This window comes from Lentzea guizhouensis, assembly GCF_001701025.1.
Classification (GTDB): Bacteria; Actinomycetota; Actinomycetes; order Mycobacteriales; family Pseudonocardiaceae; genus Lentzea; species Lentzea guizhouensis.
This window is the reverse complement of record NZ_CP016793.1, coordinates 1177403-1188723: the sequence shown is the minus strand read 5'-3', so window position 1 is coordinate 1188723 and position 11321 is coordinate 1177403. Positions and strand designations below refer to the sequence as shown.

Annotated in this window: 11 protein-coding genes and 1 tRNA gene; 4 read left to right on the top strand and 8 right to left on the bottom strand. The window is 70.1% G+C overall.

The annotated features are described in order from the left end of the window. Positions 1–109 precede the first annotated feature (109 nt). Positions 110–183: transfer RNA gene (locus BBK82_RS06035), tRNA-Leu, on the bottom strand. 120 nt (positions 184–303) lie between these two features. Here BBK82_RS06035 and BBK82_RS06030 point away from each other — a divergent pair. Beyond that, the gene (locus BBK82_RS06030; protein ID WP_065914111.1) at positions 304–525 is read left to right on the top strand and encodes a DUF3618 domain-containing protein; all 222 of its coding nucleotides are present in this window, start codon (positions 304–306) and stop codon (positions 523–525) included. 19 nt (positions 526–544) lie between these two features. On the opposite strand, the gene BBK82_RS06025 is transcribed toward BBK82_RS06030, so the two are convergent. Beyond that, positions 545–1156 (bottom strand): TetR/AcrR family transcriptional regulator, encoded by a 612-nt coding sequence (locus BBK82_RS06025; RefSeq protein WP_237048042.1) that lies wholly within the window; start codon positions 1154–1156, stop codon positions 545–547. Positions 1157–2125: 969 nt separating this feature from the next. Continuing rightward, on the bottom strand, positions 2126–3265 hold the full coding sequence (locus BBK82_RS06020; RefSeq protein ID WP_218920585.1) for a carboxylesterase family protein: 1140 nt from the start codon (positions 3263–3265) through the stop codon (positions 2126–2128). 109 nt (positions 3266–3374) lie between these two features. Between BBK82_RS06020 and BBK82_RS06015 the strand changes: the two genes are divergently transcribed. Next, positions 3375–4409 carry a zinc-dependent alcohol dehydrogenase family protein gene (locus BBK82_RS06015; protein WP_065914110.1) on the top strand — a complete coding sequence of 345 codons (1035 nt, stop codon included), beginning with the start codon at positions 3375–3377 and terminating at the stop codon, positions 4407–4409. On the opposite strand, the gene BBK82_RS06010 is transcribed toward BBK82_RS06015, so the two are convergent. Then, complete coding sequence (locus BBK82_RS06010; RefSeq protein ID WP_065914109.1) at positions 4406–5884, bottom strand: flavin-containing monooxygenase; 1479 nt, start codon at positions 5882–5884, stop codon at positions 4406–4408. The genes BBK82_RS06015 and BBK82_RS06010 overlap by 4 nt on opposite strands. Positions 5885–6005: 121 nt before the next feature. On the opposite strand from BBK82_RS06010, the gene BBK82_RS06005 reads away from it, so the two are divergent. After that, on the top strand, positions 6006–6572 hold the full coding sequence (locus BBK82_RS06005) for a TetR/AcrR family transcriptional regulator (RefSeq protein WP_065920845.1): 567 nt from the start codon (positions 6006–6008) through the stop codon (positions 6570–6572). Here the strand turns inward: BBK82_RS06005 and BBK82_RS06000 are convergent. From BBK82_RS06000 to BBK82_RS05985, 4 genes are all read right to left on the bottom strand, one after another. Continuing rightward, a complete protein-coding gene (locus BBK82_RS06000; protein ID WP_065914108.1) occupies positions 6556–7263 on the bottom strand; it encodes a type 1 glutamine amidotransferase in 708 nt (235 codons plus the stop codon). The two genes, BBK82_RS06005 and BBK82_RS06000, sit on opposite strands and share 17 nt — an antisense overlap. Next, positions 7256–8503, bottom strand: coding sequence for a Mur ligase family protein (locus tag BBK82_RS05995; RefSeq protein ID WP_237048041.1), 1248 nt, complete (start codon positions 8501–8503; stop codon positions 7256–7258). Before BBK82_RS05995 ends, BBK82_RS06000 begins: the two co-directional genes overlap by 8 nt. Positions 8504–8669: 166 nt before the next feature. Further along, positions 8670–9155, bottom strand: coding sequence for a helix-turn-helix domain-containing protein (locus tag BBK82_RS05990; RefSeq protein WP_237048040.1), 486 nt, complete (start codon positions 9153–9155; stop codon positions 8670–8672). A gap of 116 nt (positions 9156–9271) precedes the next feature. Beyond that, on the bottom strand, positions 9272–10687 hold the full coding sequence (locus BBK82_RS05985; RefSeq protein WP_071812533.1) for an LCP family protein: 1416 nt from the start codon (positions 10685–10687) through the stop codon (positions 9272–9274). Here BBK82_RS05985 and BBK82_RS49825 point away from each other — a divergent pair. Continuing rightward, positions 10659–11207 carry a hypothetical protein gene (locus BBK82_RS49825; RefSeq protein WP_170067873.1) on the top strand — a complete coding sequence of 183 codons (549 nt, stop codon included), beginning with the start codon at positions 10659–10661 and terminating at the stop codon, positions 11205–11207. The two genes, BBK82_RS05985 and BBK82_RS49825, sit on opposite strands and share 29 nt — an antisense overlap. Positions 11208–11321 lie beyond the last annotated feature (114 nt).

Here is an 11321-nt window from a genome sequence, read left to right as displayed (position 1 = left end):
TGCCGAACCGCCTGGACGACCGGCGCTCGTGTCGAAGTCGCTGCTGACGTCCCCGGCACAGGCCGCGGGTCGTCACCCGCGGCCGGTCGTCACGAAACCGCAGATCAGATGAGGTCGGGGGGACTCGAACCCCCACTGGCTGGGACCTAAACCCAGTGCCTCTGCCAATTGGGCTACGACCCCTCGCGTGGAAGCCTATAGCTCCTCCATGTACGCGCTCTCCCGGGGCGCACGCGGGTCGCTCGCAGCCCCGGCACCGGCCGTCCACTACGGTGACTGCCAGAACCGCTGCTAGGAGGACATGTGGCACGCGATCCCGACACCATCCAGCGCGAGATCGAACAGGCTCGTGCCGCGCTGGCCACCACCCTGGACGAGCTCAGCGAGCGTGCGAACCCGCAGAAGCTCGTCGAGCAGGGCAAGTCGTCCGTGCTCGACGTGCTGAGCCAGCCCAAGGTCAAGTACACGCTGATCGCGGTCGGCGCGGTGGTCGGCTTCGCGCTGGTGCGCAAGCTGTTCCGCTAGACCGCGCCGCACCGCGCGCTCAGGCGTGCACCAGCGGCAGGAGGACCTGCTCGACGACCTTCTCCACGAACGGCTCGTCGAGCGGGTCCCCGGTCAGCATCAGCCGGTAGATCAACGCCGCGCCCGCGATCTCGACAGCCATGCCGCGCGGGGCGTCGGCCTTCAGCTCGCCCCGTTCGGCCGCGCGGTCGAGGATCCCGCGCAGGACGTCGCGCTGCGAGATCAGGAACGTCTCCCGGAACGCGCTCGCCAGCTCCGGCTCGTGCGGCAGCTCGCCGACCAGCGCCTGCGCGGCCTTGCCGATCGGCCCCGACAGGAACGCGGCGAACGACGAGAGGAACTCGCGCAGGTCACCGGCGAGCGAGCCGGTGTCCGGTGCGGCGAGGTTCTGCGTGGCGAGCTGGGTGCACGTGTCGATCACCAGATCGAGCTTCGACTCCCAGCGCCGGTAGATCGTGGCCTTGCCCGCTCGCGCGCGTGCGGCCACCGCGTCCATGGTGAGGGCCCGGTATCCGACCTCGGCCATCACTTCGAGCGCTGCCTGACGTAACGCCTCGTCCCTGCTGGCGTCGCGAGGACGGCCCCGCTGGGGGACCCTGCCCTCGTTGAACGCCGTTGTCGACACGGCCATGCCACCTCCTTGTGCAAGGGCACGGCACGTGCGTGTCTCCCCGCCCCTTTGGCCGGACATCCTAGGCGTCTTGCCCTACTTGAGGGGGCAGCAGCACCCGCTTGTCGGATCGTGTTGAGGTCGGCCTGGTCACGGGCGTTCCGCCGCGGGGAACCCGTGACGAGCCGAGTTGTCCAGACCTGTCGGAAACCTGAAGATCGCGGCGTGGGCAACCGCTTACCGCGCGGTGCCGGTGGGTCCTGACTTCGCGACGGTGGCAGTTGGGTCAGGTGGCGCGTCACACCCCGGCCGTCGTAGCGGGGTGTCGGTGAGGTGCCGGATGTCGGCGATGAGCTCCTCACGGGCCGGTGCGCGATGTGGTTCGAGCAGGTGAGGAGCAGGTCGGCGTACGCGTCGGTGTCGTAGGCCTGCTCCCACTCGTACCGGCGGAAATCCGGCGGTGCGAAGTCGGCGGAGGCGTCGAACTCCCGCTGGACCGGACCGTGGGCGGGAGGCGCGGGGCCGGCGGGATGGCCGGGTACCGCCGGGCGTGCCTTTCGCGGACGTCAACGAACAACTGCTCGCTGCCACCCGCGACATCGTGGGCTGCGATCACGGCGAAGCCACCGGGGCGCAGCGCCGCCGTGCACCTCGCTGCGCGGGCGTGCGTGGCGAGCCCAGCGGACTGCCGTCGCCGACGCTTCGACGTCGAGCGAGCCGGGCATCTGCCCATCGTCGAACATCGTGACGACCCACGACGGCTCGCGATGCCGAGGCGACGTGCACACCGCCCCCCGCGCGCTTCCTCCTGGCGCAACGCGCGAAGCCCGTTTTTGGTTCCCGCGTTGTCCACAGCCTAGCCGAGAACAAGAATCCCCAGGTCAGCCGCGTGGCAACCTGTGGACAACTCGTGATCTTGCTTGGTCGGGCGGGTCCGGTGGTAGCGGGCCGCAGCCGTGCCGAGCAAAATGCGCAAACGCTCGCGGTCGGTCATCCGCCGAACTCGAGCTCGCGCGACGGCAGCGCGTCGAGTCCGTTCCGCGCGAAGTCGGCCCACGTGCGCCGCATCGTCCGCGCCAGGCCGGGGTCCGGTTCCTGCCCGGCCAGCATGCCCGCGCCCGTCCAGGCCTCGGGGTCGAACAGGAACGGCAGCTCCATGCAGTGGCAGGCACCGAGCGGTGCGTCCCGGGGCGTCCAGCGGAAGTTGTAGGTCGCGGCCTGGCCGGTGACCTTGGCCCAGTCGGCGGCGAGCTGGCGGGCGGGGCCGGCGAAGACGAGCTCGGTCACGATCTCCCACGCGTCCGGCTGGCCGGCGACGTACGGGCTGCCGTCGTCCTGGGTGTGGCCGACGAGCAGCTCGACGCGTGACGCGGCCGCGGTCAGGTCGACCTCGCCCAGCTCCGGACCGAACGGCATGCCGCCGGACGGGGAGAACCGCGGGGCCAGGTCCGCCGCGGCGGCCTGCTGGGCTGCCAGGACGTCGGCCACGGGTGTGTCGGCGTCGACCACCACGAGCTCGCGCAGGGCCGCGGTCATGTCCGCGCGGTCCGTGCCGCGGGTGCCCAGCGGGGCGCTCTGCAGGATCGCGCGGTGGAACAGGTCCTCGGTGTCGGTGAGCATCAGCGCGTACACCGAGTCGGCGCCCGCGGACTGGCCGAACGCCGTCACGTTCGAGGGGTCGCCGCCGAACGCGGCGATGTTGTCGCGCACCCACCGCAGGGCGGCGAACTGGTCGAGCAGGCCGAGGTTGTCCCGCAGGTAGCCGAACGCGCCGAGCCGGTAGCTCACGCTGACGACCACCACGCCCTCGGAGGCGAGCAGGCTCGCGTCGTACTTCGTGGACTCGCCGCTGCCGGTCACGTAGGCGCCGCCGTGGAACCAGACCATGACGGGCAGGCCGGCCGCGTCCGCGGGTGCGGTCACCGACAGCACCTGGCAGTCCTCGGAGAACGACAGGCCGTCGACCGAGCTGCCGACGACCGAGGCGAGCGCGGACGGCGGTTGTGGGCAGGCCGGACCGCGCCGGGTCGCGTCGGCCACGCCGTCCCACGCGAGCGGTTCCGGCTTGCCGAACCGGGGAGCTGTCGCGTAACGGACACCGCGGGCCTGCACGAGGCTGTTGATCAGCACGTCCTCGATCGTATGCGGGTAACCAAGTCCACACCGCCTCGATTCGGCGCGATCGAGGTCGCGGGCGCACCATGGACCGGTTGCGCAACGAGACAAGAGGAGGAGCCTGGTGCGGGCTACGACGATCTACGGCACCCGAGACATCCGCGTCGAGGAGGTGCCCGACGCGGCGATCCAGGAGGCCGGCGACGTCGTCGTGCGGGTCGAGCTCGCGTGCATCTGCGGCAGCGACCTGTGGGCGTACCGGGGCGTGGCCAAGCGGGCGGAGGGGCAGCGGATCGGGCACGAGTTCCTCGGCATCGTCGAGGAGGTCGGCGGTGACGTGAAAAGCGTCCAGGTCGGCGACCGGGTCATCGCGCCGTTCGTGTGGAGCGACGGGACGTGCGCGTACTGCCAGGCCGGGTTGCAGACCTCGTGCGTCAATGGCGGGTTCTGGGGCGGCAAGGGCAGTGACGGCGGGCAGGGTGAGGCCGTGCGGGTGCCGCAGGCCGACGGCACGCTGGTGCGCGTTCCGGCCGATGCGCCGGCGGAGCTGCTGCCCGCGTTCCTCAGCCTGAGCGACGTCATGGGCACCGGGCACCACGCGGCCATCGGTGCCGGGGTGCAGCCGGGCAGCACCGTTGCCGTGGTGGGCGACGGCGCCGTGGGGTTGTGCGGGGTGCTCGCGGCCAAGCGGCTCGGTGCCGAGCGGATCATCTCGCTGGGGCGGCACGAGGACCGGGCGAAGATCGCGACGCTCTTCGGTGCCACGGACCAGGTCGCCGAACGCGGTGAGGCCGCCGTCGAGCGGATCAAGGAGATGACCGGTGGCCTCGGGGCCGCGTCGGTGCTCGAATGCGTCGGCACGGAACAGTCGTGGGAGACCGCGATGGGCATCGTGCGCGACGGCGGCCGGATCGGGTACGTCGGCGTGCCGCACGAGATGCCGGGGCTGCCGCTCGGCAAGCTGTTCGGCCGCAACATCGGCATCGGCGGCGGTGTGGCACCCGTTCGTGCCTACCTGCCGGAGCTGCTGGCCGACGTGCTCGCCGGGCGGATCGACCCCGGTCCCGTGTTCGACCGGACGGTCCCGCTCGACGACGTCGCGCTGGGATACCAGGCGATGGACGAGCGGACCGCCCTCAAGGTCATCGTGAAGCCTTAGGGCCTGGTCCTCTCGGCGGTGAGCACGTAGTCCTCGGCGCGCACGCGTTTCGTCCGCATCCAGTACCGCCAGGTGAAGCCCGGCCACACGGTGCGGTTGATCCCCTGCGCGTCGAGGTACCAGCTCTGGCAGCCGCCCTGGGTCCACACGCCCTTGGTGAGCTTGTCCTGGAGCTCGGAGTTGAATCCCTGCTGGGCCTCCACCCGCACGTCCAGCTCCGCTGCGCGGTGGTGGTCGAGGAGCCGGAGGCACTGCGAGATGTACCGGATCTGGGACTCGATCATGAACACGACCGAGTTGTGCCCCAGCCCGGTGTTGGGGCCCAGCAGGAAGAACAGGTTGGGGAAGCCGGACACCGTGATCCCGTAGTAGGTCTCGATGCCCTTCTCCCGCCACTGCTTGGCGAGGTCGACCCCGCCCTTGCCCTGGATGTCCAGGTAGTCGAACGAGTCGACGACGTGGAACCCGGTGCCGTAGATGATGGCGTCGACCTCGTGCTCGACGCCGGAGCTGTCCACGACCGAGCTCTCCCGCACCTCGGTGATCTTGTCCGTCACCAGGTCCACGTTGGACCGCGACAGCGCGGGGTAGTAGTCGTTGGAGATCAGCACGCGCTTGCAGCCCATGGTGTAGTCGGGCTTCAACGCCTGGCGCAGCTTCGGGTCCGGCACCTGCTTCTTCATGTGCCGCAACGCGATGCCCTGCGCCAGCTGCATGATCTTCGGGTTGACCGCGAAGCCCAGCGCGGTCGACTCGCGGGTCCAGTAGACGAAGTCGCGGTAGAGCCGTTGCGTGAACGGCAAGGCGCGGAACAGCTTCTGCTCCCAGCCGGTGATCTCGCGGTCGGCCTTGGGCATGATCCACGGCGGCGTGCGCTGGAAGATCTTGAGCGAACCGACCTGGTCCGCGATCTTCGGCACGAACTGGATGGCCGACGCGCCCGTGCCCACCACCGCGACCCGCTTGCCGGTCAGGTCGTAGTCGTGGTCCCACTGCGCGGAGTGGAACGTCCTGCCGGTGAACTTCTCGATGCCGGGCAGTTCGGGGACGTTCGGGATGTGCAACGCGCCGACGCCCGCGACGAGCGCCTGCGTGGTGTAGGTGTCGCCCTGCTCGGTGGTGACGTGCCAGCGCTTGGCGTCCTCGTCCCACCGCGCACCGGACACCTTGGTGTTGAAGCGGATGTGCGGCCGCAGCCGGTGCTTGTCGGCGACCCGCTGCAGGTAGTCGAAGATCTCGCCCTGCTGCGCGAACATCCGCGACCACTTGGGGTTCAGCTCGAACGAGAACGAGTACATGTGCGACGGGACGTCACACGCGCAGCCGGGGTAGGAGTTGTCGCGCCAGGTGCCGCCGAGGTCGCTCGCTTTCTCGAGCACCACGAAGTCGTGCTCGCCGCGCCGCCTCAGCTCCACGGCCATGCCCAGGCCGGAGAAGCCGGTGCCGATGACGAGCACTTTCGTCTCTCGGTGCATGGGTGACACCCTCCCGCTCACTTGGCTACTTCGCAGTAGGTTACTCGAAGTAAGTTACGAGCGGTAGACTCCGTTCGTGAACGCCCCAGCGCCCCGGCGCCGCATGCCCAAGGCGCAGCGCATGGCCCAGATGCTCACCGTCGCCGAGGAGATCTTCGCGGAGCAGGGGTACCTCGCCACCTCCATGGACGAGATCGCCGAACGGTGCGGTGTCTCCAAGCCGATGCTCTACGAGTACTTCGGCTCCAAGGAGGGGCTGCTGATCGGCTGCATCCACCGGGCGCGCGCCGAGCTGCGGGAGAAGACCGCCGCGGCGATCGCGGGCGCGGCGAGCCCGGAGGAGTTCCTGCGGCTCGGGCTGCTCGCGTTTTTCGAGTTCATCGTCGACCACCAGCGCTCGTGGGCGCTGCTGCGGCAGGAGGCGGCGATCGCGGTGCCGTCGGCGCAGGAGGAGGTCGAGGGGATCCGCCAGCAGCAGACGGACATGATCGGGTCCGTGCTGGTGTCGTTCGCGCCGGACATCGACCCGCTGGAGGCGGAGGCGTTCGCGGAGATCGTCGTCGGCGCGTGTGAACGGCTGGCGGTGTGGTGCGAGCGCAGGCCCACCGTGGGACCCGCGCTCGCAACCGACTACGTGATGGCCGTGGTCTGGCCGGGTGTCGCGGAGAGGGTTACGACGCAGCCCTGACCCGCTCCGCCCGCATCTGCGTGACGGCGGGCAGGTCCAGCGGCGCGACCTCGGTGCCGGTGGCCCACTCGATCAGCATGTCGGCGAGCTGCGGGTTGCGCGGCAGCACCGGGCCGTGCAGGTAGGTGCACACGATCCGGCCCTGCACCGCGCCCTCGACGCTGCCGTCGTTGCCGGTACCGACCTTCACGTGCGCGAGCGGCCGGGCGGACGGGCCCAGCACCGTGCGGCCCTGGTGGTTCTCGAAGCCGCTCAGCACGCCCTCGAAGAGGCCGTCAGCGGGCTCGGCCAGCACCTCGCCGATGGCACGGCTGCCACCGGCGTGCGAGGTCGAGTCGATCAGGCCCATGCCGGGGTGCGTGACGTTGTCGGCGCGGGTGAAGCTCTCGCCGAAGATCTGGATGCCCGCGCAGACACCGAGCACGACCGCGCCCTTGGTGACGGCGCGCTGCAGCCCGGGGTGCTCGCGCAGGTGCTTCACCGCGAGCGTCTGCGCGGTGTCCTCGCCGCCGCCGACGACGTAGATGTCACACGAGTCGGGCACCGGCTGGCCGTAGTTGATCGGCACGATCCGGGCCTTGATGCCCCGCCACGCCATGCGCTTCTCGAGCACCACGGCGTTGCCGAAGTCCCCGTACGTGCCGAGGAGGTCCGGCAGCACGAGCGCGATCTGGATTGTCGACTCACTCATCAGCGGCAGCCCTGGCATTCAAGTCGCGGAACGCGGTGTAGTTGGCGATGACCTCGACCGCGCCCTGCGGCAGCTGGTCGATGGCCTTCAAGGGGTCTTTGACGATCGTGTGCTCGACCTCGGCGTACGTCAGGCGCACGGCCAGGTCGCTGGCGCGCTCCCCGGACGCGATGACCTGCCGGCCCCGCAGCTTCTCGAACGGCACGTCCCACAGCCAGCTCAGGTCGCGGCCGTCGGCCTCCTGGGCGTTGATGACCAGGACGGCCGGGTGGTGGGCCTCCCTGACCACGGTGAGCGTCTCGCTCCAGCCGGCCGGGTTCTTGGAGAGCAACAGGCGCGCGCTGCGGCCGTTGCGCTGGATCGTGCGGTAGCGGCCGCTGACGTTGCTCACGCCACGCAAACGGCGCACCGCCTCGTCGGTCGGCACACCCAGCGTGTGCGCGGCCGCGGTGGCCATCACGGCGTTCGCCTGGTTGAACTTGCCCGGCAACGTCAGCCGCAGCTCGATCTTGCGGTGCTCCGGCGTGATCATCGCCTCGTCCGCGGTGATCCACGTCGGGTGCGGCCGGGCCAGGTCGCAGTTCGTGCAGTGCCAGTGCTCGCCCTGCCAGCGGATCGGGTCGCCACACCGCGGGCAGCTCGCGCTGTCGTGGTGCCAGCTGGTGCCGGTCGCGACCCAGATGACGTTCTTCGCGTCCTTCGCGGCGCTGGTGACCATGACGTCGTCGCAGTTGGCGACGATCACGCAGTTCTGCAGCTTGGTGATCGTGTCGCGGATGCTGCGCTCGATCGTGCGCACCTCGCCGACCCGGTCGAGCTGGTCGCGGCTGAGGTTCAGGATCACGGCGACGGCCGGGTTGCTGGCACCGGCGACGGCCGGGAAGTAGCCCTCGTCGCACTCCAGCACGGCGTACGGGGCGTCCGGCTGCTTGCTGAGCGCCGTCACGTGGCCGTCGGGCATGTTGGCGCCGCTGTGGTTGGTGGCGACCTCGCCCAGGGCGCCGACGGCGCGGGCCAGCATCATCGTGCTGGTCGTCTTACCGTTCGTGCCGGTGACGACGGCGACCTTGCGGCCGGCGGTCAGGCGGTTGAGCGCCTGGGGGTCGAGTTTGAGGGCGACTCGGCCGCCGATCATGCCGCCTGCGCCGAGACCCATTTTCTGGGACAGCGTGGAGCTCAGGTTGCCCAGCTTCACGGCGGCTGCGGTGCGCAGGGGGAGGCGGGCGGGGGAATCGTTCACCCCGGCGATGCTACCGGCGAGGGTGGGTAACCCTTCGTGGGCGGTGGTTTCCGCGGTGTGAACCGGGTTCGGTACAACGAGCGGACTGCTCCCACAAGACCCGGTGGGCCTTGCCGGGCTTCGCGAAGCCCGGCAAGGCGAGCAGGCCGTGCGGGTTCGGTGTGGCTCAGCGGGACATCGAGCGGAGGATGCGGATCAGCTCGACTGCGGGGAGCTGGCAGAGCTGGGCCATGTTCTCCAGGGCGGCCAGGTCCAGGTGCACCTCCGGGGAGGCGCCCGGCGGGAGGACGTGCAGACGCCCGGCCGCCCAGCGCCGCAATGGGGCCAGGCGCGGGTTGTCCGTGGCCGCCACCAAGGCGAGGTTCAGGGTCAGGTGGCCTGCTGGGGTGTCGCCGAAGAAGCGTTCGTGGACGCGGGCCAGGAGCTCGTGGGCCGGGACGTCCAGGGCGTGGCAGATCTCGACCAGGCGGACGACTGAGCACTGGCGGGTGCCCAGTTCGTAGGTCGCGAGGGTTTGCAGGGAGATCTCCGTCTGCAAGCGCTTGTTGAGTTCTTTTCTGGTCCAGCCGCGCTGCTTGCGAAGGCTGCGGATCTCGTCACCGAGCACGCGTTGGTACGCGGCTGTGTCGATGGGTCCTGTCGCAGTCGTCAACGGTTTCCTCCACCCCATGAGCGGGTCTCACGGTGATGGAAGGCGCCAGTGCTTCGGCGCTTACGCAACTTGCGGGCAACATCCCCCGAATGGGCTATAGAACTCTACTCTGAGTATCAGTTTACGCAGCGCACGCCGTCTGCCGTGATGGGCGCGGGCTCTTGAGCCGGCTGCTGCCGGGCACCGTCCAGGGACAACAGGGGAGAGGCGGTGAAGCCCTGGGAGCCCGGGCCCGAGTAGTCGGATCCGAGGAAGACGCGGACGCGGCCGGTGGGGAGGTTGCCGTCCTCTTCGGTCTCAAGGCCGCCGAGGGCCTGCTGGACGGCCTTGCCGGCCGCCTCGCCGCCCTTGGGGTAGCGGACGACGGACTTGGCGAGGGAGTCGGCGTTGCCGGTCTGGCCGCCCAGGAAGCCCTTCGTGACGAGCGACTGGAGGACCGTGGCGGCGAGGCCCGGTTGGCCGGAGGCGTTGCGGACGTCGACCGTGACGGTGGCGTTGTTGAAGGTCGGGTCGGGGACGTCGGCGGGGTCGGGGGCCTTGCCGAGGTTCTTCACGAACTTGCGGACCTCGTTCTCGCGCACCTCGACCGCGCTGCCGTCCTCGGGGGTCTGCAGGTCCGGGTTGCCGGTCGGGATGGTCTGGAACGTCATGTTCCCGCCGGTCATGTCCTTCATCTGCAGGGCGAACCTGGTGATGTCCCAGCCGTCGTCGAGCACGATCGCGCCGGAGACGGCTTTGATCATGTCGTTGCGCTTGGTGTTGTCGGTGAGGACGCCGGCGGAGAGCATCTTCTTCGCCAGGCCCGCCATGAAGACCTGCTGGCGGACCACGCGGTCGAGGTCGCCCATGGGCAGGCCGTGGCGCTGGCGGACGAACGCGAGGGCGTTCTTGCCCTCGATCGTCTGCGGGCCCTTCTTGAAGTTCGCGCCCGAGAAGCTGTCGCGGACGTTGGTGTTCAGGCAGACGTCGATGCCGCCGATGGCCTTGGTGATCTCGTAGAAGCCGACCAGGTTGACCTCGGCGTAGTGGTCGATCTTGACGTCGGTCAGGTTCTGGACGGTCTCGATCAGGTTGTTCGCGCCCGCCTTGCGCGACTCCATCTCGACCTCGGCGGCGCTCTTGCCGCTGCTCTTGAGCTTCTCGGCGGCTTGGCCCTTGGCGTAGCCGTAGGCGGAGTTGATCTTGTGCCGCCCGAAGCCGCCCGCGATCTTCACGTAGGAGTCGCGGGGGAACGACACGGCGAAGGCCTTGCCGCTGTCGTTCGGGATGCGCAGCAGGATCAGCGTGTCGGTGTTGAAACCGCCGTCCTCGGCGCCGCCCGCCTGCAGCTCGTTCAGGATGTGCTGCGGCAGCGGGTTGCCCTTGGAGTCGGTGCGGCTGTCCATGCCGACCAGCATGATGTCGATCGCGCCGTCGGCGGGCTTCTCGCCGGCGTTGGCGAGGTTGAGGTTCTGCTTGGTGAGGCCGTCGGTCAGCGCGGTGAGGTTCTGCCAGGCGAAGCCGGTGACCAGCAGGACCGTCGCCGACAGCATGCTGATGAAGATCTTGGCGCCGGTCGACGCGCCGCGTTTGGCCGCGCTCGGCCTGCGGGCGGGGGCGGGGCGTGGCCTGGGCTTCGGCGGGACGCGGGTGGGGTCGCGGCCTTGGCCGGGTGGTGCGGACCGGGCGGTCGGCCACCGGGCGGGGCGCGGGCCGGACGAGCTCGCCCGGCGGGGTCCCGGCGAGCGGACTCGCCACGGCTCGCGGCCGGGTGCGGCGCGGCGGGTCGGCGTCGTCCGAGCTGCGGCGGGACTGCGCGGCGGAGGACGGCGGGCGGTTGCGCACCCGGCGAGGAGCTGCGGCGCGGTGGCTCGGAGCGCTTCGGCGGTTCCGCCCGGTTCTCCCGGCGGGGCGGCTCCGCACCGCGCGGCGGGTCCTGCGGACGACGGGGCTGCCCCGCTGACGGACGCGGGGTGGCGCTGGGTCGCCGAGGAGACCCGTTCGGCTCTCCTGGCCGCGGCGGCCGGTTGTCCACACCCACTCCTCTCGGGCACATGCGGGTACCCCAAGTAGACGTGGTGATCCCCCACTTGGTTGTGCGTAGCGTGACACAGTGGCGAAGACCACCCGATCAAGGCCCCGTGACCAGGTGTTTTGTCCGCTTCGTAGACTGACCGCCGTGTTGAC

Bases quoted from the DNA above. Each gene is read 5' to 3' on its own strand.
- BBK82_RS06025 (WP_237048042.1), bottom strand. From the start codon at position 1,156: ATGGCCGTGTCGACAACGGCGTTCAACGAGGGCAGGGTCCCCCAGCGG.
- BBK82_RS06010 (WP_065914109.1), bottom strand. From the start codon at position 5,884: ATGCACCGAGAGACGAAAGTGCTCGTCATCGGCACCGGCTTCTCCGGC.
- BBK82_RS06005 (WP_065920845.1), top strand. From the start codon at position 6,006: ATGGCCCAGATGCTCACCGTCGCCGAGGAGATCTTCGCGGAGCAGGGG.
- BBK82_RS06000 (WP_065914108.1), bottom strand. From the start codon at position 7,263: ATGAGTGAGTCGACAATCCAGATCGCGCTCGTGCTGCCGGACCTCCTC.
- BBK82_RS05985 (WP_071812533.1), bottom strand. From the start codon at position 10,687: ATGCTGTCGGCGACGGTCCTGCTGGTCACCGGCTTCGCCTGGCAGAAC.